The 23,899-nt window shown below is 56.4% G+C and carries 20 protein-coding genes and 1 tRNA gene; 13 read left to right on the top strand and 8 right to left on the bottom strand.

The genetic code is table 11. The features are described 5' to 3' along the window. Positions 1 to 96: 96 nt before the first annotated feature. The 4 genes from M7Q83_RS00690 (at position 97) to M7Q83_RS00675 (ending at position 3,731) form a co-directional block, all read left to right on the top strand. Positions 97 to 1,245 (top strand): acyl-CoA dehydrogenase family protein, encoded by a 1,149-nt coding sequence (locus M7Q83_RS00690; RefSeq protein ID WP_298334334.1) that lies wholly within the window; start codon positions 97 to 99, stop codon positions 1,243 to 1,245. Beyond that, entirely contained in the window at positions 1,245 to 2,099 is an 855-nt protein-coding gene (locus M7Q83_RS00685) for a 3-hydroxybutyryl-CoA dehydrogenase (protein WP_298334332.1), read from the top strand. The genes M7Q83_RS00690 and M7Q83_RS00685 overlap by 1 nt, the downstream gene beginning before the upstream one ends. Positions 2,100 to 2,170: 71 nt before the next feature. Further along, positions 2,171 to 3,571 carry a glutamate--tRNA ligase gene (gene gltX / locus M7Q83_RS00680; protein WP_298334330.1) on the top strand — a complete coding sequence of 467 codons (1,401 nt, stop codon included), beginning with the start codon at positions 2,171 to 2,173 and terminating at the stop codon, positions 3,569 to 3,571. Between the two features lie 88 nt (positions 3,572 to 3,659). Then, positions 3,660 to 3,731: transfer RNA gene (locus M7Q83_RS00675), tRNA-Gln, on the top strand. Between the two features lie 206 nt (positions 3,732 to 3,937). Here M7Q83_RS00675 and M7Q83_RS00670 read toward each other — a convergent pair. Next, on the bottom strand, positions 3,938 to 4,318 hold the full coding sequence (locus M7Q83_RS00670; RefSeq protein WP_298334328.1) for a hypothetical protein: 381 nt from the start codon (positions 4,316 to 4,318) through the stop codon (positions 3,938 to 3,940). Positions 4,319 to 5,523: 1,205 nt separating this feature from the next. On the opposite strand from M7Q83_RS00670, the gene M7Q83_RS00665 reads away from it, so the two are divergent. The 4 genes from M7Q83_RS00665 to M7Q83_RS00650 all read left to right on the top strand — a co-directional run bounded on the left by M7Q83_RS00665 (position 5,524) and on the right by M7Q83_RS00650 (position 8,866). Continuing rightward, entirely contained in the window at positions 5,524 to 5,934 is a 411-nt protein-coding gene (locus M7Q83_RS00665) for a hypothetical protein (protein ID WP_298334326.1), read from the top strand. 349 nt (positions 5,935 to 6,283) lie between these two features. After that, a complete protein-coding gene (locus M7Q83_RS00660) occupies positions 6,284 to 6,922 on the top strand; it encodes a hypothetical protein (protein WP_298334325.1) in 639 nt (212 codons plus the stop codon). Positions 6,923 to 7,260: 338 nt separating this feature from the next. Then, positions 7,261 to 7,908, top strand: a complete 648-nt coding sequence (locus M7Q83_RS00655) for a hypothetical protein (protein ID WP_298334323.1) — start codon at positions 7,261 to 7,263, stop codon at positions 7,906 to 7,908. A gap of 13 nt (positions 7,909 to 7,921) precedes the next feature. Next, positions 7,922 to 8,866 (top strand): hypothetical protein, encoded by a 945-nt coding sequence (locus M7Q83_RS00650; RefSeq protein ID WP_298334322.1) that lies wholly within the window; start codon positions 7,922 to 7,924, stop codon positions 8,864 to 8,866. Between the two features lie 822 nt (positions 8,867 to 9,688). On the opposite strand, the gene M7Q83_RS00645 is transcribed toward M7Q83_RS00650, so the two are convergent. From M7Q83_RS00645 to M7Q83_RS00635, 3 genes are all read right to left on the bottom strand, one after another. Next, positions 9,689 to 11,224 carry a 2-isopropylmalate synthase gene (locus tag M7Q83_RS00645; protein ID WP_298334321.1) on the bottom strand — a complete coding sequence of 512 codons (1,536 nt, stop codon included), beginning with the start codon at positions 11,222 to 11,224 and terminating at the stop codon, positions 9,689 to 9,691. Positions 11,225 to 11,463: 239 nt separating this feature from the next. Then, positions 11,464 to 13,047, bottom strand: a complete 1,584-nt coding sequence (serA, locus tag M7Q83_RS00640; protein WP_298334319.1) for a phosphoglycerate dehydrogenase — start codon at positions 13,045 to 13,047, stop codon at positions 11,464 to 11,466. 156 nt (positions 13,048 to 13,203) lie between these two features. After that, a complete protein-coding gene (locus M7Q83_RS00635) occupies positions 13,204 to 14,409 on the bottom strand; it encodes a pyridoxal phosphate-dependent aminotransferase (protein WP_298334317.1) in 1,206 nt (401 codons plus the stop codon). A 29-nt stretch (positions 14,410 to 14,438) separates the two neighbouring features. Between M7Q83_RS00635 and serC the strand changes: the two genes are divergently transcribed. Beyond that, positions 14,439 to 15,560, top strand: coding sequence for a phosphoserine transaminase (gene serC / locus M7Q83_RS00630; RefSeq protein WP_298334314.1), 1,122 nt, complete (start codon positions 14,439 to 14,441; stop codon positions 15,558 to 15,560). 88 nt (positions 15,561 to 15,648) lie between these two features. Here serC and leuD read toward each other — a convergent pair whose 3' ends face one another. The 3 genes from leuD to greA all read right to left on the bottom strand — a co-directional run bounded on the left by leuD (position 15,649) and on the right by greA (position 18,308). After that, the gene (leuD, locus tag M7Q83_RS00625; protein ID WP_298334312.1) at positions 15,649 to 16,248 is read right to left on the bottom strand and encodes a 3-isopropylmalate dehydratase small subunit; all 600 of its coding nucleotides are present in this window, start codon (positions 16,246 to 16,248) and stop codon (positions 15,649 to 15,651) included. A gap of 32 nt (positions 16,249 to 16,280) precedes the next feature. Next, the gene (gene leuC / locus M7Q83_RS00620) at positions 16,281 to 17,690 is read right to left on the bottom strand and encodes a 3-isopropylmalate dehydratase large subunit (protein WP_298334310.1); all 1,410 of its coding nucleotides are present in this window, start codon (positions 17,688 to 17,690) and stop codon (positions 16,281 to 16,283) included. A 144-nt stretch (positions 17,691 to 17,834) separates the two neighbouring features. Beyond that, positions 17,835 to 18,308, bottom strand: coding sequence for a transcription elongation factor GreA (greA, locus tag M7Q83_RS00615; protein WP_298334309.1), 474 nt, complete (start codon positions 18,306 to 18,308; stop codon positions 17,835 to 17,837). Positions 18,309 to 18,564: 256 nt separating this feature from the next. Between greA and M7Q83_RS00610 the strand changes: the two genes are divergently transcribed. The 4 genes from M7Q83_RS00610 to M7Q83_RS00595 are packed head-to-tail and all read left to right on the top strand — an operon-like array spanning position 18,565 to position 22,553. Further along, the gene (locus M7Q83_RS00610) at positions 18,565 to 19,584 is read left to right on the top strand and encodes a 3-isopropylmalate dehydrogenase (protein WP_298334307.1); all 1,020 of its coding nucleotides are present in this window, start codon (positions 18,565 to 18,567) and stop codon (positions 19,582 to 19,584) included. Beyond that, positions 19,584 to 20,510: a branched-chain amino acid transaminase gene (locus M7Q83_RS00605; protein ID WP_298334305.1), complete on the top strand. Its 927-nt coding sequence runs from the start codon at positions 19,584 to 19,586 to the stop codon at positions 20,508 to 20,510. Before M7Q83_RS00610 ends, M7Q83_RS00605 begins: the two co-directional genes overlap by 1 nt. A gap of 4 nt (positions 20,511 to 20,514) precedes the next feature. After that, entirely contained in the window at positions 20,515 to 22,095 is a 1,581-nt protein-coding gene (cimA, locus tag M7Q83_RS00600; protein WP_366526348.1) for a citramalate synthase, read from the top strand. Then, the gene (locus M7Q83_RS00595) at positions 22,092 to 22,553 is read left to right on the top strand and encodes a hypothetical protein (protein ID WP_298334303.1); all 462 of its coding nucleotides are present in this window, start codon (positions 22,092 to 22,094) and stop codon (positions 22,551 to 22,553) included. Before cimA ends, M7Q83_RS00595 begins: the two co-directional genes overlap by 4 nt. Here M7Q83_RS00595 and M7Q83_RS00590 read toward each other — a convergent pair. Beyond that, positions 22,537 to 23,832 (bottom strand): NAD(P)/FAD-dependent oxidoreductase, encoded by a 1,296-nt coding sequence (locus M7Q83_RS00590; protein ID WP_298334301.1) that lies wholly within the window; start codon positions 23,830 to 23,832, stop codon positions 22,537 to 22,539. The genes M7Q83_RS00595 and M7Q83_RS00590 overlap by 17 nt on opposite strands. Between the last annotated feature and the right edge of the window lie 67 nt (positions 23,833 to 23,899).

Genomic DNA, 23,899 nt, shown 5'->3' with positions numbered 1-23,899 from the left:
ACTTCTTGCGTACATTTTTTATCGGCGTCGTTCGCTCGAACCTAAGGCGTCGTCTCAAAACTGGCAGAAGTTGTCGCGAGGGTGCACAATGGAGGAATGACTAACTTTGCACTCAATGAGGAGCACAAACAATTTCGCTCGGTCCTCCGATCCTTTGCCGAGAACCGCATCGCGCCTCACGCGCAAGAGGTCGACGAGTCCGCAAGCTTTCCATGGAAGAGCTTTGAGGCATGCAAAGAGATGGAGTTACCTGCCCTCGGCATCCCTGAGGCCTACGGGGGGGCAGGAGCGGACGGCATCACCAACGCCATCATGGTTGAGGAACTCGCTCGCGTCTGTGCGTCAACATCACTCACGATGCTGATCTCCAAGTTGGGGATGACGCCGGTGATCTACTGGGGATCAGAGGAGCTCAAACGCAAATATCTGCCGCGAGTCGCCTCCGGAGATGCCCAGGCCTCCTATTGCCTCTCAGAACCGGATGCAGGCAGCGACGTGGCCGCGATGACGACAAGGGCCGTACGCGATGGCGACGACTACGTCTTGACTGGTACCAAGTACTGGATCACCAACGCGGGCATCTCCGATACGTATACTGTCTTCGCAAAGACTGATCCAAAGGCCGGCCATCGAGGCATTACCGCCTTCCTCGTTGAGGCCGATTGGGGCGTCAAGGTGGCCAAACTTGAGAAGAAGCTCGGCGTCCGAGGTTCCCCCACCGGTGAGATAACCTTCGACGAGGTGCGCGTACCAGTTGCGAATCGTATCGGGGAAGAGGGACAGGGCTTCTACATCGCGATGGGCACGTTGGATCGATCACGGCCAACGATCGGCGCTCAGGCCGTCGGGATCGCCACAGGGGCTATTGACTATGCAGCTGACTACATCAAAAACCGACAGCAATTCGGACGGGCGATCGCGGATAATCAAGGCATTCAATTCATGCTCGCCGATATGGCAACGCGGGTCGAAGCGGCACGGGGGCTGGTCTATCAGGCGTGTCAGCTCATCGACAACGACCCCGATGGGCAGTTGACCAAGTACGGGGCAATGGCCAAGATGTTCGCTTCGGATGTGGCCATGTCCACCACCATCGACGCCCTCCAGCTCCTTGGCGGCTACGGCTATACCAAAGACTTTCCACTCGAGAGGATGATGCGCGACGCCAAGATCACCCAGATCTATGAGGGAACCAACCAGGTCCAACGCATCGTCATCGCTCGCCAAGTCCTAGGAGGTAAGTAATGATTCAGCGACTCGGTGTCATTGGAGCAGGTCTGATGGGATCAGGCATTGCAGAGGTTGCGTCCCGACGGGGCATTGATGTGATCGTCATCGAGGCTGACGCTGGTGCCGCGCAGGCAGGATTGGCTCGGATCACGAAGTCCCTCGATCGTGGCGTCCGCTCTGGAAAACTCGACGAAAAGAGTCGAGAGGAGGCACTCAGCCACGTCTTGGTGACCACGGACATGGAACAGCTAGGCGACAGGGAACTCGTGATCGAGGCGGTGATCGAAGATGAGACCACCAAACTCGCCGTCTTCAAACGTATCGACACCATCGTAGAGGATCCTACCGCCGTCCTCGCCTCCAACACCTCGTCAATCCCGATCATGAAACTGGCGATGGCGACAGGGCGTCCCGAGCAGGTGGTTGGCATTCATTTCTTCAATCCGGTACCAGTCATGCCTCTTGTCGAGGTCGTCACTTCATTGATGACCAACGCCAAAGTGGAACAGCAGGCCAACGAATTCGCAGCCGGGCAACTGGGCAAACATGTGATCAAGTCCAAAGACCGCGCCGGCTTCATTGTAAATGCACTGCTCATCCCTTACTTGCTCTCTGCGGTGCGAATGTTCGAATCCGGTTTTGCTACCGCCGAGGACATCGATACTGGTATGGTGGACGGCTGTGCTCATCCAATGGGACCCCTTGCACTCGCCGACCTCATCGGCCTCGATACCACCATGGCAGTTGCGGAGTCTCTCTATGAAGAGTTCAAAGAGCCACTGTATGCTCCACCGCCACTCCTATCACGCATGTGCGAAGCTGGGTTGCTGGGGCGTAAAGCAGGACGTGGGTTTTACCAGTACAACTAGTGTCGACAAGCACCTCCTCTGTAGGGCGAGGCTAGGATGATCGTCTGACCCAAAGCCCAAAGGAGGAGCTGTTGCATCCGTCCCGCCCAGAGAAGGTTCGGTTCGCTCCATCGCCGACCGGCTTCTTCCATGTTGGAAGTGCTCGAACAATTCTCTACAACTGGCTCGTCGCGCGCCAAACACATGGATCGCTACTACTGAGGATTGACGACACTGATACTGAACGAAACCGCGAGGAATGGGTTGACGGGATCTATCGCGCCATCCAGTGGCTTAGCCTTGACTGGGACGAAGGTCCAATTCGTCAATCGAGCAGGATCGAACACTACCAATCAGTCGCCTTCGACCTCCTAAAGAGCGGTCACGCATACTGGTGCGACTGCACACGTGATGCAGTTGAAGCTCGGAAAGCGCCCGGAACGCCGCCTGGTTACGACGGCTTCTGTCGCGATCGCGGGCTCGAGCAGGGTCCCGGCAGAGCACTGCGCTTTCGCGTTCCCGACGCCGAGGTGATCGTCTCCGATCTGATTCGTGGTGAGGTCACTTTCCCGAGAGGATCCATCGAGGACTTCATTATCTTGAAGTCCTCACTTGCTCCACTCTATGTCTTGGCGAACGTCATCGATGATATTGACTTCGCCATTACGACAGTTTTACGCGCGGAAGAACACCTGCCCACCACACCCAAGGCAGTCCTCATTCACCAGGCCTTAGGCGCCCCTATCCCTCAATTCGGCCATCTTCCCGTTCTCGTCAACGAGCAACGTCGCAAACTCTCGAAACGTCGCGATCGCGTAGCGGTCGAAGACTACCGACAGCTCGGCTACCTGCCTGAGCCGATGATCAACTACCTCGCACTGCTCGGCTGGAATCCAGGGGATGATCGTGAGTTCTTTACCCTGGCGGAACTCGTTCAAGCCTTTTCACTCGACCGTGTAGGCCATTCACCCGCCTTCTTTGACGAACAACGCTTGCTACACTTCAACAAGTCCTACCTTGCCTCCCTCCCCATGGCATCCTTCGCAACAGTTGCCCGTCCATTTGTTGCAGCGCTCATCACCATGCATCCAGATGGAGAAGAACGCTTTGCCCGTATCGCACCTGAAGTCCAGACGCGAATCGGTACGCTCTCCGAGCTGCCCAAGATGATTGGGTTTCTCTTCACTTTTGCCCCAGATTACGTAGAGCTCGTTGGGAAGCTACGCGCCGACGACCTCAGTTACCTCACCCAGGCCAGCGCGACACTACTGGATCTAAAAGACTTCACTGCAGGCGAAATCGAGACCTGTCTACGAGCCTGTGCCGACAGCCTTGGCACCAATCTTCGTAAGCTGCAGGCACCCATCCGTCTCGCCGTAACCGGTGCTCCTGTTGGCCCTCCTCTCTTTAGCTCCATGGCGATTCTTGGACAGAACGAATGTGTTGCCAGAATCAATGCGCTTGCTCAGACTGCAGCGAATTCACACCCCTAGAAATGAGAAAGAAGAGTCCGTTCTCTCCGATGAACCGACCCAGACTGGACGGTGAGCTGGGTAACAACTGCTAGGATCAGAGGAACCTTCGGGGGTGGTGTAATTGGCAACACTGCAGATTCTGGCTCTGCCATTGGGGGTTCGAGTCCTCCCCCCCGAGCTTTGGGCGGTTTGCGAAACTGTCCCATCCATGTTTGCGAAACCGCCAAAAGTGCCCCCTCGCGGGAAAAGTCTGCTCCCTGAAGGCCGAGTTTCCACCATTGCGATGAGTTGGAGTGAAACTCTGGCCTAAAAACAAGAACGTCTCTCACCGAGCGCGTGATCGATGAGGGACTTGTCATTGCCGAGACTTACGGAGAAGAGGAACTACGTGCTAGGCGGAGTTTCCTTGATAGCGATCACATCACTCCGGCAATCGCGCCGTCGTGGCTTGCGGCTCCGAAGTGTTGCATCGACCTTCGTTCTTATGAAACTCATGATCTTTCGAATGTTTGAGGCCGCCAAGATGAGGGTGGTAAACAGGAACTGATTGGTCAATCCTGCTGCCCGCCTCCGCCCTGGATCACCGAGTGCTCCATGATCTGAGCCTTTCACATACCCGTTGAAGCCCTCGATGGTGTTGCGGGCAGATGCATAGAGTTTGCGCGACTCGCGACTGCCGTAGATAAGCTTCTGGGCATACTTGGCCCCAGCGGTCACCTCAAAGGTGATTGAGTTCGTCTTGGTGCAAATGACAGTGGCCTTCACCAAATCTTTGGAAGCCCGGTACCTTCAAAGGATGACTGAACGACTGGACGACTCTGCCCTTAACGGGCGTATTGAATAACCCTGGATTGTTCTTGGGTTCTTCTTTGGGCGCATCACATCCATCAGCGTGACCCTTTGTCTCTGGTTAGCCTTCCGGCGACAATCGAGAACAAGCCAACTCGCCGGGGAAGTATCAGTATGGGGGGTGGCTCAGACACTGCGTCGGACTTCTCGGATCCAAACCTGGCTCGGGGTGCCTTTGGTCAGCAAAGTCGATATAGCATCAATGACCTTGGAATCTTCCTGCTAGCGAAACCTCGGAGCAACTGCGCCCAGCACTGCCTTGCCACCCCTCATTCGGAGTGCTATCGTGAATCCAAGAGAGGGAGGCATGGATGCTGGTACTTACCCGCAAGGACGGAGAACAAGTCAAAATCGGAGAGGGTGTTCTTATCACCTCGTGGAGACGAAAGCCGGTTCGGTAAAGATCGGGATTGAGGATCCACCAGAGGTGACGATTGTACGCGACGACGCACGGACCATTCGCTGAATCAGCGGGACCTGATCGACCGGCCAGAACGAGGCTTCAGAGACTGCTGATGGCTATGACTGCTCACCTTCAGCCATCCATTTCCGCTTTCGCTCCCTCAACTCAAGCTCCCAGATCAAATGGTGACGAACATGATCAGCGAGGATCTCAAGCGACCTATCAGCCGGGCTCATCTCACTGTGCTCATCGACCCAATTGGGAACACGGTCTAGTCCTCCCCATAGCCGAACACAGATCCTCTCGGCCTTCTCGTTCTCAATGGGCGAAGAGACTGGCTTGGCCAAAAGCTGACGCCAAGTGAGGACGACACGCTTTGGCCAATATCTCTTTGACGTAGTGGCCACTCCTTGATCACCACGCCCGCCTCAATCAGATCAGCGCTTCCAAAGAGTGCCTCGGATCGCTCGGCAATGTTGAGATCCTGGGCCACAAGCCAACAGTCTAGAACCCTTACTAGGACCAAATCATCTGCCCATCCGAATACCACTTCCTGTCTTTAACTGGCATTCCCAGAACCACTCTGCCAAACCTCCAGCTCAATGACAAACTTTTGGGAATATCTCAAAATGCCGTGCAATCGTCGCCATGATGTGTTAGGTTTTGAATTGCATCAGACGATAACTCCAGTAGCGATGATTACCAGAAGGGGGTAATGATGAAGGTACGGAACATGGTTCGGGGGGGGGCAGTCGTAGCCCTGAGTCTTGGACTCGCTAGCCTTGGAACTGGGATCGGGTTGACAGCGAACGAGTCTCCAGTGGTACAGGCGCAACCTGGGGAGACTGTCGGAGGCGGAGGCGGTGGCGGCGAAGGTTCGATGTCTTTTTCGCCCAGCTACGTCAATTTAGTGTATGAAGTAATGCAAGGTTACGCACCGGCAATAGGAACCGCTCTCTGTAATGACCTCAGTCAAGGTAGTGAGATCGACAATAATTGTATCACCGATATTGCTCCGGCCATTGGAAATGAGGTAGATTATTTTGTTCAGGCGCTACACACTGAACCCGGTGTCATCATCTACTATACCGCTACCGGTAGTGTGAGTTACAGCGTTTTTGCTGGTTAGCCTGGCGCTCGGTGGCGACCGGCGGTCGTGTCTCTAGATGGGTGTGAAGAGGCGAGGATAGAGAGGATAGAAGGGTTCTATGCAGAGGTTATTGATTAGATCTGTCAATTGGAGTACGCTTCTTCGTACGTTAGGTGTCATTGCATCGAGTTGCGTGGTCGTCGGTGCCACCGCACCAGGCGTCTCCTGGTCCGCCACGTCTTCAGTCACTCGTACCATTGCAGTGGACTCCACCCCGATGAGTCTCGCAATTGATCCGACTACCGATACGATGTATACAGCAAATACCCTGAAGAAAACCATATCTGATATCAGCCTCACCACAGGCAGAGTTACCAGTAGCATTCCTTTGGATACTAATCCAATAGTCGTGGCGGTTGATCCGACTACTGACACTGTGTATGTCGACGGTACTCATTCAGTGGTTGCGATCAATGGATCCACCGATAAGGTGGTGCGTACTATCCACGGGAACTTCTTTGGCGGTGGAATCGCGGTTGATCCAACCACTGACACCGTGTATGTGACCAGCTATCACCCCACCACCCATTACGTGACAAACTATGGTGGCTCCTCTCCTGTAAAGACGGTTCCCAGTGCACTTTTTACGATCAACGGATCCACAGATAAGATGGCGCGTACTATCCTTCCTTCTTCTGATGGAACTGGAATCGCGGTTGATCCAACCACTGACACCGTGTATGTCGACGGTACTCATTCAGTGGTCGCGATCAATGGATCCACCGATAGAGTGACCCGCACTATTGTACCTTCCGACGGAGCTGGAATCGCGGTTGATCCGAATACCGACACTGCATACCTAACGAGTGCTGACGGTTTATCTATTGTGCTTCCCCCTGGGTCTAGGGGTAACAGCAATGGATCGTCCGATCGTCTTTGGTTCGCAGCGGGGGTTGTCGTTATCGCCGTAAGTGGAGGAGCGTTCATGATCGGAATGAAGCGCCGCGGTACAGTGAGAAGTGCATAGCAAACAATAGCTCTCCGTTGGCTGTCTTTAATTACCACGACCGTGGTAGCACCACCAGCTCGCTGCGGTGAGCAGATCTGCTGCGAGGATTCGAGCTAGATCTTGAAGGCCCCTCGTGCTCCGGTTCATTTCGTCTGGCTTCCATGGATTCCGCCAAACCTCCAGCTAGATGATAATCTTTCGGGAATATCTCAAAATCCCGTACAATCGTCGCCACGATGTGTTAGGTTTTCAATTGCACCAGACGATAACTCCAGTAGCGATGATTACCAGAAGGGGGTAGTGATGAAGGTACGGAACATGGTTCGGGGTGGGCGACAATAGCGGCAAGCGTCGCCATGGTGGGTCTTGGAGGCGGATCATCCCTGACGGCCAGTTCAACGTTAAATCAGCCGCCTACGGTCCAGACCAAGACGGAGAATGTGAATCCTGCAGCAGGGTTTTGGAGTCCAACTCCACCTACCGCCACCGGTACCGCACCAACGAATGCGGTTAGGGTTACGATCCCCAGGATTGTTCCTTCTTACTACAATGATCTCGGGTGTGCTGGAATTGATGAGGGTTCCGAGGGTGATCCGTACTGGTACTGCCGTGCGTCAAACTACAGTCAGGCCCTTGGGGAAGTTATCGTCGTCCGCGTAGGTGCGTACAATAATACGGACTACCCTGGTCTGCAGTTCGGCTGGGAAAAGTTCTTCAAGTATCATAAGCTGGATTTGCAGCCCGTTCTGGATGGGATTGGCACTGGGTCAGAAGATCCGAACGATCCTGGTGTTCTCAGAGACTATCATTACAACTCCGACGGCGATGAGAATCTCCAGGTGCGCATCGTGACGTCGACCGATGATGCGGTTGGCAGCTATTCAATGATGGGTACCGGTCCAGTCGGCGTGATTACGGCCTATTGCGCTGGTCCTAACTATCCGGAGGATCCAACCCCGTACTATTGTCCTGATTGTCCCAGTTGGGTCAATACGAGCATGTAGAGAGGAGCCCTCGATGCCCTGGAGCGGAACACCACCCTCCGATCTTATCGATCCCAGGGAGCCATGCACCTATCGGTGCGGCAAGGTCAACACCGCAGAGGTGCTCTACCAGGGGAACGAGGGCTACTACGAGGACATCGCTTGTACTTTAAAACATGCGCTCTTCGGGGGCTTCACCCGTAGCTTCGCTATCTATGACGTCGGCTTCTTCTCGACGTTCATGCTTGACAATCCTGTTCCCCTCAACCCAGCGGATACGACGCATGTGTTTGTCAATGCAGGATCGACTGGCCACACACCGCGTACTTGGTGCCTTGCCTTCATTGCTTACACCACTGTCTCCCATCTTCGTACTCTGCGAGAGAGACTCCAGTCAGCGGGAGTCACTTCCGAAGACGAGTTCGGATTCCCCTTCTGGGGTGATGCCGCGATGCAAGCTGATCTCTGGTCGCAGAGCAGCTATCGAAGTCCTGGTGGGGCGAACAAATACTTCCCTGAAGGTGTGCAGAGCCGTGTTCTCAAGCTCTACCTCGAAGAGCCCCCAGACCTCATTCTGAGTCTGGTCTTTGACGGCTGGCCAACCTACCAGCAAAAGGTGAATCAGCTGACCTGGCTCCGCTTGGGAGCACCGGCTCCATCCATGTCGGGACCCCAGCCACTGCATCTTCACGACAGCGACGAGGAGCCTCACGGCCGAGACATCGCTGATGAATTGCCCGAACCACCACTGATCCCTGGTACCGAGCAACGGCTCTCATCATTGTGGCTCCTTGGCGAGTATCGCGCACGTGATCTTGGTGCCTATGCCTTCTTCTGTGATCCAGGGTCACAAACAAATGATCGTTGGGTCGCATGGCATCCCGACAAGGATGCCAGCCTCCCAGAGGTTCTCGAGGCAACAGCCACCGCCGATCTCTCGGCTGGAACCATGGCCTGCTTTGAGCGTAACGAGGCTTGACTCACCCAGTGGTTTCGCAGAGAACTGATCCCACCACCTGATCACTGAAAGTGCAACTACTCATAGCCCTAGGCCACCGATGTTTGTACTCGATATTACTACCGTGGTCGGGGTACATTGACGCGCCAGATGCGTCGTGTCAGGTTCCGTTGTCCAATCGGGGGAGTGGAGAGATTGTTGCACCTGGTCGATCCTACGTGCTCAACGACCGGACAACCGGTTCGCTCTGAAGGAACTCGATCGCCTACGTTCAGGCGCAAGTTTCCAAGAGTTTAGAGTCCTCTTACGATCTAATGATTGGAATCCCCAGATCAGCGCTGTTTTGGAGCCAGCGTTACAAAAGGATAGTCGCATAGTTCACAGAGGATAGCTGCTCTACTTGACACGGCATTCTCCCAGTTCAGGTAAGTTTCGCAAACGGCCCGCTTTCCACATGGCAAGATAATCAGGATTACCGGTTATCGATTACTAGCAAGTTAGCTCAGCTCACCTCGTGACCACGTAGCGCAGGAAACATCGTTGTGGGTTGCCCGAGCGACAGGGCGCCCAGATCGCCTGCACCACACACCTCCTCACTGACGCAAAGAGCTTCCCGTAGCGCACCAATCGCGTCGAAGCGTCATGTTATCGACGCCAGGCTTCGCGAGTCTGGCCACCACTCATCCCCAAGACGTTGACTCCTTGTTTCAGCCCCCTGTCTCTCTCTAAAACACCTTTTTGCCCTCGTGACATTGCAACCCGCCACGCAACAGGGAGCTCACCTCCAGAATGTGAGGGTCGCAGCAACACTAGGGTCACAGCAACACTAGGGTCACAACAACGCTAGGGGGTCTCGTTATTCGATGCCTTTTCTCTCGCCCGCAGCAACCGATTCAGGCCATTGAGATACGCCCGAGCCGATGCCTCCACAATGTCCGTCGAGATGCCTCTACCGGTGACTTCAGCATCTGGAGTCCGCAAGGTAACGACGACATCACCAAGAGCGTCTACCCCGCCGGTTACCGAGGTGACGGTAAAACCGGTCAGCTTGGCACTCACGCCAGTCGCCTCCGACAGCGCCTTACCAATCGCGTCAACCATTCCATTCCCAACAGCATCGGCCATCACCGCTTCGCCATCGATTTTGACGACCACGCTCGCCTTCGCGGCCTCACCCGAAATGGAGGCAACCGACAGACTGATGAGCTCGAACCGGTCTGCTATCACAACTCCGAGTTCATCGGTAACGATCGCCTCGAGATCGGCCTCGGTGATCTCACTCTTGCGATCTGCCATGTCTTTGAAGCGTTCAAATGCAGCGTTGAGTGCATCTCCCGACAGATCAAATCCCATATCGTGCAGGGTTGAAGTGAACGCATGACGCCCAGAATGTTTGCCTAGGACGATCTGAGATCCTTGCTGCCCGACCGCACTGGCGTCGATCACCTCATAGGTGCTGCGATCAGCGAGCACGCCGTGCTGGTGAATGCCTGACTCATGCGCAAATGCATTACGCCCGACGACTGATTTGTTGTACTGCACTGGATAGCCAGTCAGCCGCGACACGAGACGTGAGGCCTTGGCCAACTCCTCCGTACGAATCTGAGTTCCAAGGCCTTCGAACAGATCAGAGCGCACACGTAAGGCCATGACCACCTCTTCTAGCGCCGCATTACCAGCGCGTTCGCCGATACCGTTGATGCAACACTCCACTTGCCGCGCCCCGCCGGCTACCGCAGCAAGTGAGTTCGCCGTCGCCAACCCAAGATCGTTATGGCAATGACTTGAGATCACATACGTTCCCTGGACATTGCGCCGGACCTCCTCAACCATTCGGCCAAACTCGGCAGGGATACCGTACCCCACCGTGTCCGGAATATTGATCGTCCCAGCTCCATGGTCGACCGCTACCTGGATGACCTCATAGAGGAACTCCAGTGGCGTACGAGTAGCATCCTGTGGGGAAAACTCGACATCATCGGTAAAGTTACGCGCATGCGCCACCGATGCCCTCACCTCTTCGAGAACCATCTCGTTCGTCATCTTAAGCATGTGGGTAAGATGCGATGGAGAGGTCGAGATAAAGATATGGATCCGAGCTCGTTCTGCATCGCGCAAGGCCTCCCAACAACGGTCCACGTCACGCAGTTGCGTCCGCGATAGGGCGGCGATAACTGGCCCTTCGACTCGACGAGCAATCGCCTGCACCGCCTCGAAGTCGCCTTGCGAAGCAACAGGAAAGCCCGCCTCGATGTAGTCCACGTTCAAACGTGCCAGCTGTTCGGCGATCTCTAACTTCTCCAACACATCCAGGGAGATACCCGGAGACTGCTCGCCATCTCGAAGGGTGGTGTCGAAAATAATAACCTGTTCGTCCATTTTTCCTCCAAATTCAACGACAACGCTCACGACTCACATTTGTATGACTCTTCTCCAACCGGTCATCGCCATCGTTCCCTATCCACGCACGGCCACAGAGTGTTGACTCAGCTTTCTTTGCCGGGAAATAAAAAGACCCTCTGATCAACGATCAAGAGGGTCTAGGGCGATCACCGACGGTGATCGCCCTAAATAAGAAGAAGTCGCTTACTTGCCAACGTACCCATATCCGCTAGAACCTAATCGACCTCTAACGCAGATCCGACCGACTTCGCATAAATGATCCCCGCATTGGCCTCTAGCAGCTGAATAATCTCCGGATCCACTGGACGTGAAACACTGAGCAACATCAACGCAGTTCCATCATCTACCCTCGGGGAGACCGCCATCGAGTCGATAGAGTACCCACCATCGCCAAGCACTTTGCCTACGACACCAATCATGCCTGGCTGGTCAAAATTACGGACTGCCAACATCGAGACTGAGGGTGGTACCTCGACCCAGTGACCATCGACAAGCACGATCCTTGGCTCAGCGCCACTGGCCCCAGCGAGTGTTCCGCCAACCAGATGTTCCGGTGTGCGCAAGATGACCAGGTTGCGGAAGTTCAGGCTATTGGCAACCGTCGTCTCACGAATCTCCAGCCCTCGTTCTGAGGCGAGCTGAGGCGCGTTCACGTAGGAGACGGGCTCGTTCAGACCAACCGAAAAGATCCCTTTGAGGATCGACAGCGTCAAGAGTCGGGTGTCCTCGTGGGCGAGCTCGCCTTGATACTCAATCTCAAGCGATCCGGGTAGGCCACCAGTCAACGATGAGATGAACTGGCCGAGGAACTCCACCAAACCCAAATATGGACGCACCTGTGCCGATGCCTCGGCTGCATTCACATTCACCGCAAACGGAACAAACTCATTGGCCAGCGCTAGCTGCACCTGCTCGGCGATGGTGATGCCTGCTTTATTCTGGGCCTCCTCGGTACTTGCACCGAGGTGGGGAGTGGCCACCACCGTGTCGAGACCGAGCAAAGGCGATCCCGTGGGCGGCTCTGTTGCAAAAACGTCCAAAGCGGCCCCGGCAACCGTTCCCTCTACGAGAGCAGCATAGAGCGCATCTTCATCGATGATTCCACCCCTAGCGGCGTTCACAAAGCGTATGCCTGGCTTCGCATGCGCGAGCAATTCCTTGCCAATAAGCCCTTTCGTCTCCTTGGATTTGGGTAGATGGATCGTGACAAAATCAGCCCGTTGCACAAGATCCACAAGCGAGGTCAGCTCAACGCCCATTTTTTTGGCTCGTTCCTGGGATATATAAGGGTCATAGGCGATAAGTGTCATGCCAAAAGCCAGCGCTCGCTGGGCCACAAGTGCGCCAATCCGTCCAAGACCAACGATGCCAAGCGTTTTTCCATAGAGTTCGACACCTTCGAACTTGGACCGGGCCCAAGTGCCAGAGGCCAAGCTGGCATGTGCTTGTGGGATCTGCCTTGAAAGCGCCAGCAATAATGCCATGGTGTGTTCAGCTGCAGAGATAATGTTGGATTGAGGTGCATTCACCACCATCACGCCAGCCTGAGTAGCAGCCTCCACATCAACGTTGTCCAGACCGATGCCAGCCCGCCCCACCACAATCAGATGCGGTGCGTTCGCGACGACTTCAGCCGTCACCTTGGTGGCCGACCGAATGATGATCGCGTGCACGTCTCGTACCGCCTCAAGGAGTTGCTCAGGCGAGAGATCGAGCGCGACGCGAACCTCGTGCCCCGCCCCCCGAAGGATATCAAGCCCGCGATCTGCAATAACCTCGCTCACTAAGATGGTAGCCACATCTACTCCCCACTGTATTACGACATCATATTACGATATCGTGTTTTGATACCTTCACCTAGGCACCGTTGCCTGCGCCACTGCTACCAGCGGCCAACCGCTACCCTTCAGCTACCTAGCCCACAAGCTGGTCAGCAGCAAAAAGTGCACGTTCCCTCAAAGTCTAGTAACGAAGTCGGCAATCCGACCGATCCCGTCGACAATACCTTCATCAGACAATGCGTAGGAAAGGCGCAGATAACCAGGAGCGTCGAACGCCTCGCCCGGAATGACCGCAACCTTGGCGTGTTCAAGCAACAACTCCGCAAAGCGATAGCTTGATCCAATCGGCGATCCCTCGAACTGCCGCTCAAGCACACCCTGCACCGAAGGGAAGACATAGAAGGCACCCTGTGGCCACATCACATCGATTCCGTCGATAGCGGCGAGAAGGCTAACGATGCTCTCCCGTCGACGGGCAAACGCCTCGCGCATGTAGCCTGTCGCGTCCGCGTCAGCACCGAGCGCCGCCACCGCCGCCCGCTGCGAGACGTTGGAGACGTTGGAACATAGCTGTGACTGGAGCTTGACGACCCCTTTGGCGATATCAACCGGTGCAATCACCCACCCGACGCGCCATCCGGTCATGGCAAAAGTCTTCGCGACTCCGTTGACTAGGATCAAACGTTGCGTGAGCTCTTGGCTCGCAAAGCTTCCAATGGCCGGAGCACTCTCCATCCCATAGGTCAGCTGCTGATAGATCTCATCGCTAACGATATAGAGACCACGACGATCGGCAAAGTCAGCCAGCGCAGCGCTCTCTTCGTCGGAGTAGACCGCACCGGTAGGATTCGACGGGGAGACGTGAATCAACATCTTGGTGCGCGGTGTGCAGTAGCGCTCAAGCAACGCAGGCGTGACCTTAAAAGCAGTGGAGAGATCGGTCGGGACCGCGACGGGGACTCCACCAGCAAGCCGTACTACCTCAGGATAGGTCACCCAATAGGGAGACGGGATAAGCACCTCGTCACCGTCGTCCAGTAACGTCATCATCGCCGAATAGACCGCATGCTTGCCTCCATTGGTGACGACCACTTGGTTCGGATCCACAAAGAGTCCGCTCAATTGCTCGGTGCGCTTGGCAATGACCTCACGAAGTTCGGCAAGCCCAGCAGCGGGTGTGTAGTGGTGATTGCGTGGATCACGCGCAGCCTCAACAGCGGCCTCAACAATAAAAAATGGTGTTGCAAAGTCAGGTTCTCCCGCCGCAAAGCTCACGAGGTCGACTCCACGGGCTAGCATCGACTTTGCCGTCGCATCGATCGCGAGCGTCGCAGATTCGTTGAGCTGTTCGATTCGTGTTGCGATACGGCGAGGAGACATTGGGTTTCACCTTTCGAATTGGAGCGACTATGAGTGCGAATTCATCCATCACCCTACCCTCGGAGATACTGCCCTCCGACGGCCGATTTGGTTCCGGCCCATCGAAGATCCCCACCTTCTTCCTCGATGGTCTGGCAGAGACCCAGGATACGCTTCTTGGCACCTCTCATCGCCGACCAGCGGTCAAAGATCTGGTCCGCGTCATCCGTGAAAGGATGTCCGAACTGTTCAAGCTCCCCGACGGTTACGAGGTTGTCCTCGGGAACGGTGGAGCCACCCTCTTCTGGGACATGGCCGTCCATTCCCTGATCAGGTCCTCGAGTGAACATCTCGTCTTCGGGGAGTTCTCATCAAAATTCGCCGCCGCAGCGCGGCAGGCGCCCTTCATCAACTCGGTCAAGGAGGTGAAGGCCGAGTACGGATCGTGCCCCACGCTTGAGGAGGTCGAGGGAATCGACACCTACGCCCTCACGCACAACGAAACCTCAACAGGCGTTCTCGCCCCTCTCCAGCGGCCACAGTCGCCGGATGCCTTAGTCCTCGTCGATGCCACCTCAGCAGCGGGAGCGGTCCCGGTAGACCCTTCCGTCTTTGATGCCTACTACTTCTCGCCTCAGAAAGCCTTCGCCTCTGAGGGCGGACTCTGGATCGCACTGCTCTCACCCCAAGCGATATCGCGCGCCGTCGAGACTGTCGCCCTTGGCCGCTACATCCCCACCATGCTCGACCTGTCAGTTGCTATCGACAACTCGCGAGAGAACCAAACCTACAACACGCCAGCAATCGCAACCCTCTACCTCATCAACGCTCAGCTCGAGTGGTTGCTATCGCACGGCGGGCTCTCGTATGCTGCCAAACGTTCGGCAGACTCAGCCGCCATCCTGTATCAGTGGGCCGACAGTGCGGCGTATGCACAGCCTTTCGTCAGTGACCCCGCACTCCGGTCACCGGTGATTGGAACGATCGACTTTGACGATAGTGTGGATGCGACAGCGGTCGCGGCCACACTCCGTGCTAATGGTATCGTCGACACCGAGCCGTATCGTAAGCTTGGCCGCAACCAACTACGCATCGCGCTCTTTCCCTCGATCAACCCTGATGACGTCGAAGCCCTCACCCAGTGCATCGACTTCATTGTGGGCCGACGCTAGCGCCGCCGACTTTAAACCCCTGGACCCCTAACTCGGTCTATCTCTAGGGAAGGCTAGTGCTCACCCCCCCAGGATGCCGATGCATCGCTCAGCTGATCGAGAGACTTGGCATCCACGGCGGACGGTCATTTTCGTAGTCACGAATTTTAGCCTCTTTGGTCAAGCTGATCCCGATCTCATCGAGACCAGCGAGTAACCGCGCCTTCGCAGTTGGGTCGATCGCGAATCCGAACTCAAGCGAGGCACCTGGTACGCTCACGCGCTGGCTCTCTAAGTCCACCAGGATCTCCGTAGCAGGTTCTTTGACAACCAACTCAAGCAATGCTTGCACCTCTTGCTGGCTCAACTCCACCGGCAGCAGGCCGACTTTCAACGAGTTGTTACGAAAAATATCGCCAAACCGTGGCGATATCACGACCCGGAAACCGTAGTCCATTAACGCCCATACCGCGTGCTCGCGTGAGGAACCAACCCCGAAGTTCTCTCGTGCGATCAAGATCGTCGATCCCGCAAACTGTTGCTTGTTCAGAACGAACTCAGGGTCTTGGCGCCATTCAGAGAACAATCCTTCACCAAAACCTGTACGTTCGACACGCTTGAGCCACTCACTCGGAATGATCTGATCGGTGTCGACATCTGATATCGCTAACGGTACCGCGTGTCCGCGTAGTTCAGTTACAGGCTCCATTCCCTCTCCCTCTTTCTCGATCGTTGTTGTGACTAGTCCAGATCGCTTGGCGAACTAAAGGTACCGCGCAGCGCCGTTGCGGCTGCGATCGCTGGCGAGACCAGATGGGTACGCCCTCCCCGACCCTGTCGCCCCTCAAAGTTACGATTCGAAGTTGAGGCCGCCCGTTGACCAGGCTTAAGCTGATCCGGGTTCATGCCCAAACACATGGAGCAACCAGGCTCCCTCCACTCCGCTCCCGCAGCACGAAAAATCCGATCCAGACCCTCGGCTTCGGCTTGCTGCATCACACGACGTGAACCAGGCACCACCAGGGTGCGTACAGAAGGGTTGACATGTCGACCCTCAAGGACCGCAGCGGCGATCCGAAGGTCTTCAATGCGCGAATTGGTGCATGATCCGATGAACACGACATCGACTCCGATAGCGCGGATCGCTGTCCCTGGGCGGAGATCCATATAGCGTAAAGCACGATGAGCAGCCTCACGTTGCGGCGCGAGTGCAAACTGATCCGGATCGGGGATCGTGCCATCGATATCGACAACCTGCGAGGGATTCGTCCCCCAACTGACCTGCGGCCTCAGCGTGGAAGCTTGGATCCGGACCTCTGTATCAAATGCCGCATCTGGATCACTTGCGAGCTCATTCCAAGCCGCCGTCGCCTGTCCAAAGAGTTCACCTTGAGGAGCAAATTCGCGACCCGTAAGATACGCAAAGGTCGTGGCATCGGGCGCAATCATGCCCGCACGAGCGCCAGCTTCGATGCTCATATTGCAGACCGTCATACGAGCCTCCATCGACAGATTGGTAATGGCCTCACCGCGATACTCAATCACATGGCCAATACCTCCACCCGTCCCGATCTGCCCGATGATGGCCAGAATGAGGTCTTTGGCGAAGGTCCCCTCTGGGAGTGCGCCATCAACTGTCACCGCCATCGTCTTTGGTCGGACCTGGGCCAGCGTCTGCGTGGCCAAAACATGCTCTACCTCGGAGGTACCAATTCCAAAAGCAAGAGCGCCAAACGCTCCATGGGTTGCGGTATGCGAGTCACCGCAGACGATCGTCAAACCCGGCTGGGTGAGTCCCTGCTCCGGACCAATCACATGTACGATTCCCTGGCCCTGTGAGCCCATGGGATAGTACCTGATCCCATACTCATCACAGTTGCGCGCCAATACTTCCAGCTGTTTTGCGCTGATCGGGTCGGCAATTGGGCGGTCGATATGCTCGGTAGGAACGTTATGATCGGCCGTTGCGACGGTGAGGTCTGGACGACGAACTCGGCGATTCGCCAGCCGCAACCCATCGAAGGCCTGCGGAGAGGTCACCTCATGGACAAGATGTAAATCGATATAGATCAGGTCTGCCTCTCCCGGTCCTCCTCGATCCACTAGGTGAGACTCCCACACCTTCTCGGCGAGCGTCTTTCCGTTGACCACTGGTCACTCCCCCTTTCCATGGTTCACTCGAACCACCTCCATCACCCACGACAATGCAGGCCACCCACCAACAGCGCCCACACGCAACCCTATGGCAGGTAGCCGCGCACCCGTTTAACGCTTGCGTTGACCAGCGCGGTCGAACTACGCCCGGCGAATCGCTACTACCTCGACCTTGAGCCGTCCACCTGGCGCCTGGTACTCCACTAAATCACCAGCGGCTGCACCTATCAGTGCCTGACCAAGAGGTGATGTCGGCGATACGACCTCTACTCCGGCGAGTCGTTCCTCAATCGAACCGAGGAAGTACTCACTCACCTCATCGTCTTCCTCATACCGCAGGGCCACCACCAGTCCAGGACGCACACTGTCGACGTCCGCCCCCTCGTCGGTGACGACGACGGCATTTTCGAGCAACGACTGAAGCTGGCGTACTCGTGCCTCCATCTTTCCCTGAGCATCCTTGGCCGCGTGGTAATCACCGTTTTCGCTGAGATCGCCGAGTGCACGGGCAGACTCGATAGCCTTGGCGATCTCGATTCTGCCTGTGGTGGTGAGTTCATGGAGCTCAGCGACCAGTGCGTCATAGGTAGCTTGGGAGATCGTAGTATCCGTCATGACAGACACTCTAGCGTCTCACCCACCATAGCACTTGCCCATCAAAATGGTCCTTCCTTCGGCACCTCCGACGAGTTCCAACCCCGAACTAGCAAGCAACAGATGCGAGAACGCCCCTAGCAACGCGGTACTCGACATATCACCAAGCGCAATCGCCCACCAGTTTCGGATTTTTGCGAAAACGGCCTACAATAGTCGAGTACACAGATTTATTGAGCCATAGTTGTATTAAGCCATAGTGACAAGGGTGGAATAGGTGAAGTATCGTATTGCCGTGGTCGGCGGAGACGGCATTGGACCAGAGGTGACCCGAGAAGCCTTGAAGGTCGCCCGGTCGGCTGGTGCAGTCTTGGAGACCCAGGAATTTGAACTCGGCGCGGCTCACTACGAGCACACCGGTGAGGTGCTGCGCGACGAGACGCTAGCGGAGCTCATGAGCTTTGATGCCATCCTGCTCGGAGCTATCGGCCCTGCGATCGGTTCAACCACGGTCCCCTCGGGCATCCTCGAGCGAGGTCTGCTGTTGCGTCTCCGCTTCGCTCTCGATCTCTACATCAACCAACGCCCCTTCCTTACCCTCGATCCGAGCGTTACCATCACCCACAAACCCGTTGATATGGTGGTTATTCGTGAGAATACCGAGGGTGCCTACACTGGCGAAGGCGGGCTCCTGCGCAAGGGAACCGCCTACGAAGTGGCCACCCAGGGCTCAGTAAACACCCGCAACGGTGTCGAGCGAGCGATTCGCTTTGCCTTTGATCTCGCCCAAACAAGAGAGCGCAAGTTGCTCACGCTCGTACATAAGACGAACGTCCTCACGTACTCCGGGGATTTGTGGTATCGAACCTTTCTTGAGGTCGCGGCGGAATATCCGGCCGTAACGACCAGCTATAACCACGTTGATGCTGCTTGCATCTATCTTGTCGAGGCGCCAGAACGTTACGACGTGGTGGTCACCGACAACCTCTTTGGCGACATACTGACCGACTTAGCCGCAGCGGTCTCCCAAGGTATTGGTTATGCGGCCTCGGCGAATATCAACCCCGCACGCACAGGCCCCTCGCTCTTTGAACCGGTGCACGGTGCAGCACACGACCGCGTCGGGACGGGTCAGGCAAACCCCTACGCCGCCATCAGGTCGGCAGCGATGATGCTCGCCTTCCTTGGAGAGACAGCAATCGCCACAAAAATCGAACACGCACTGACGGTTTTGCCCCCTTCGGGTGCAACGACCGCCGAAATAGGTGATTTCTACGGAGAAAGGGTAGCGCACTAATGCCAATACAAGCAATGAAATACGTCTGGATGAATGGCGAACAGGTTCCTTTTGAGGATGCCAAGGTTCATGTTCTCACACATGCACTCCACTATGGTTATGGAGTCTTCGAAGGTATCCGCGCCTATGAGACTCCACGAGGCTCAGCGATCTTTCGACTCACCGACCATATCAACCGCTTCTATGAGTCGGCCAAGATTCTGATGATGGAGATCCCTTACGCACCCGCCGAGCTCGTGGAAGCCACCAAGCGACTTGTCGGAGACAACGAATACGCATCGTGCTACATCCGTCCCATCGCCTATCTCGGCTACGGTGAGATGGGCTTAAACCCACTGACCGGTACGACTGATGTCGCGATCGCTACCTGGCCGTGGGGTGCTTACCTCGGCGATGAGGGCCTCGCCAAAGGCATTCGAGCGAAGATCTCTTCCTTCAAGCGTCATGACCCCAACATTATCCCGCCAGCCGCCAAGACGACCGGTGGATACATCAACTCGGCGCTCGCCAAAGCAGAGGCCATCAAAGCAGGCTACGATGAGGCCATCATGCTCTCTGGCCAGGGTAATGTTAGTGAATGCACAGGCGAAAACATCTTCATCGTTAAGGATGGCACGCTCTTCACCCCATCTGACGCCTCGGGAGCGCTTTCAGGCATCACCCGTAAGACCATCACCCAGGTCGCCAAGGATATGGGTATCGAGACACGCGAAGCCCAGCTCCTCCGAACCGACCTCTATCTTGCTGATGAGATGTTCATTACTGGCACCGCCGCCGAGGTAGTGCCGGTAAGTTCGGTCGACGATCGCTTGATCGGAACAGGCGAGCCTGGCAAGATCTCCAAGGAACTCCAGCGTCGATACTTCCAGATCGTCACTGGCAACGAACCTGCCTACGATCACTGGCTTGAGTACGTGAAGGGTTAACGTTCTGCGTCACGTTGCTATCTACGATACGACCCTACGAGATGGGTCCCAACAGGAGGGTATCGCCCTCACCGTTGAGGACAAGCTGCGCGTTGCCCGCCAGCTCGACATTCTTGGGGTACAGTTCATCGAGGGAGGTTGGCCGGGAGCTAATCCGAAGGATGCGGCGTTTTTTGCCCGAGCATCCGATGAGCTGAACCTCCATACTGCCCAGCTGGTAGCCTTTGGCTCAACCCGCCGCGCAAATGGGGATGTCAATAGTGACCCGAATCTCCAGGCTCTGGTAGATAGTGGCGTCACTCACGTCTGCATCGTCGCCAAGGCCTGGGATTACCATGTCGTGCACGCGCTTCGCACCTCTCTCGAAGAGGCGCTTGCCATGGTGCGAGATTCGGTCGCCTTCTTGACCAGCCACGGTTGCCACGTGCTGCTCGACGCTGAGCACTTCTTTGACGGCTTCAAGGACAATCCAACCTTCGCACTCTCGGTACTTACTGCTGCCGAGGAGGCCGGAGCAACCACACTGGTGCTCTGCGACACCAATGGCGGAACCCTGCCATCAGAGGTTCCCACGATCATGAGCAGTGTCAACGAGCGGGCGGGGCTTCCCATCGGAGTCCATTTTCACAACGACTCGGGCTGTGCCATAGCAAACTCACTCATAGCCGTCGATCTCGGAGCCAGCCAGGTACAGGGGTGCATCAACGGCTACGGAGAGAGGACGGGTAATGCCAACCTTGTCCCTATCATTGCGGCACTCTCACTCAAACAGGAGATCATCACCATCCCACCCCACAATCTTGAACTCCTCACCTCAACCGCCCGTCACATTGCAGAGATCACCAATCTCCCACTCGCTCCACAATCTCCCTATGTGGGCGCATCTGCCTTCACGCACAAAGCCGGCCTCCATGTCAGCGCCATCGCAAGGCGCAGCGATGCCTATGAACACATCAATCCTGAGCTCGTCGGCAACCATAGTCGCTTTGTCGTGTCAGAGATGGCAGGCCGTCAAACCCTCCTGATCAAAGCGGGGGAACTCGGACTCGAGCTCACCGACGACGCGACCACCTCACTGTTGCAGCGCCTGAAGGATCTCGAACATCAGGGATATCACTTTGAAGTCGCAGATGGTTCACTGGAACTGTTGATGCGCCATGCTCTCGGCTGGACACAGCCCTATTTTCATGTGGAGTCCTACCGGGTGACGACCGACGGCTATCACGGACCTGATCTGCTTACCGAAGCGACGGTGAAGGTGCAGGTACACGGCCAACGAATCATCGCTACCGCTGAGGGGAATGGACCCGTCCATGCACTCGATCAGGCGCTCCGACAGGCGCTACAGACCACCTACCCCTCTCTCGCCACCATGGGGCTTGATGACTACAAGGTGCGCGTGCTGGACACCTCAAGCGGCACCGATGCCGTTGTCCGGGTCCTCATCGACTTCTCCGACACTGAGACCCAGTGGACGACCACGGGAGTCTCCACCAACATCATCGAGGCGTCGTTTTCGGCACTGACTGAAGGCTTCGTCCTCGCACTCGTGAAAACCATCACAACTGAAGGGAATGCACCATGAGTCAGCCAGACATGGTCGAGATTAGTAAGGGTGAACGCGCACCGTTGTTCTGGGCCGAACCCGTCAACCCAGTCGAGTTGGCGCTCGATCGACCCGCAGAGCTCACTGGCCGCAAGCTTGCCCAGGGGCAGCTGAACGGGCGCCCGGGCCCGGATCAAGGCTACGCACTCACGCTCTACGGACACCTTGCGGACCAGCTCCAAACCCTACCCACAGAACAGCGCTCCGATATCCAGGCCGGCGTAGTCGCCATCGCTATGGCGATTGCAGGAGGACTGGGACGCGCGCCTGTTCTGGCAGATCTCAAAGTAGTCCTCGAACACTTCGGTTACCTCGGGGGTGCCACCTCAGAGCAGATCCGTATCCGCCAAGACCGCTTCAAGGGGGTCGCCCACAACTACCAAGCGTTACGGCGCATGGTCGCTTTTACCGAGATGGAGCTCAACCTCCAAGAATAACTCGTGGACCCTTGCCCCACGAGAGGTAGTGCCACGTCCAGTTGATCATCACTGAAGCCTTGTTCCGCGAGCCTAAAAGGGTGACCACATGGAGGCCGAGCCAAGCCAACCAGGCCGTGGTCCCACTCAGGCGTATGCCACGACCCACCTCCGCAACGGCGGCGCGCCGGCCAATCGTCGCCATCGTCCCCTTGTCACGATAGCGGAAGGGATAGGTCGCCTCCCCCTTGACTAAGACACCGATTTGGCGAGCGGCATGGCGCCCTCCTTGAATAGCTGGCTGGGCGAGCTGGGGCAAGGGGTTCCCAGTGGGATCAGAGGCGAGCGCAACGTCCCCGATAGCAAAGATCGACTCCGAGCCGAGCACACGTAGGTCGCCTCCGACCATGAGGCGCCCACTTCGACCGGTGGGTAGGCCCAGCCGCCCGATTACCGACGGCACTGCCACGCCGGCCGCCCAAAGAACGAGACCATTCTGGATCTCACGGCCACTGTGCAACAGGATCACCCCCGGCTCCACCGCCTGTACCGCCTCCTTGAGCAGTACGGTGACGCCACGGGTGCGCAACTCCCGTCGCGCGTACTCCGAGAGTCCCTCATTAAAAGCCTCCAAGAGACGGGACTGTTGCTCGATGAGAATCACCTTCACATCATCGGGATTCAGGCTGGTATAGTCGGTATAGAGGGCCTTATGGGCGAGTTCAGCGATGGCACCCGCAAGCTCAACCCCCGTCGCACCACCACCGACTACCACAAAGGTGAGCGCACCATCACGGACCCCATGAGCAACGGCTTGCTCAAACTGATGAAAGAGATGGTTTCTCACGTCAAGCGCCTCGTCGAGTGTATAGATCGCATGCGAATACTCACGAGCACCCTCAATGCCGAAGTAGTTTGCGGTCGCACCCAGCGCGAGGATGAGGTAGTCGTAGTCGATGGTACGCCCGTCCTCGAGCACGATGAACTTGCGCTCAGCATCCACCGATGCCAACTCACCCTGTTGGAACTTGGTCCGGGCCATACTCCGGATCACCGTCCGTATAGGAAAGGCAACGTCGCCGGGGTTGAGTCCAGCCGTCGCCACCTGGTAGAGCAATGGCTGAAAAGTGGCGAAATTATGACGATCAACCAAGGTAACGTCGGCAGACAGCTTCGAGAGTTCCTCCACCGCCGCCAGACCAGCAAAACCCGCACCAACGACGACCACCTTTGGACGACTCGGGGCTCCAGGGGCATCGACCGCTGCCGTCTTGCGCTGACGCATTCGTGTCGCAATCATCCTTACCTCCTCGTACTTTCGATCGAGCATAGTAGACACCATGCCCGCCATGGTTGTCCGTAACGAT

This window comes from Ferrimicrobium sp. (assembly GCF_027364955.1).
Lineage (GTDB): Bacteria > Actinomycetota > Acidimicrobiia > Acidimicrobiales > Acidimicrobiaceae > Ferrimicrobium.
The sequence above is the reverse complement of the archived record's forward strand: the minus strand, read 5'-3'. Positions and strand labels throughout refer to the sequence as shown.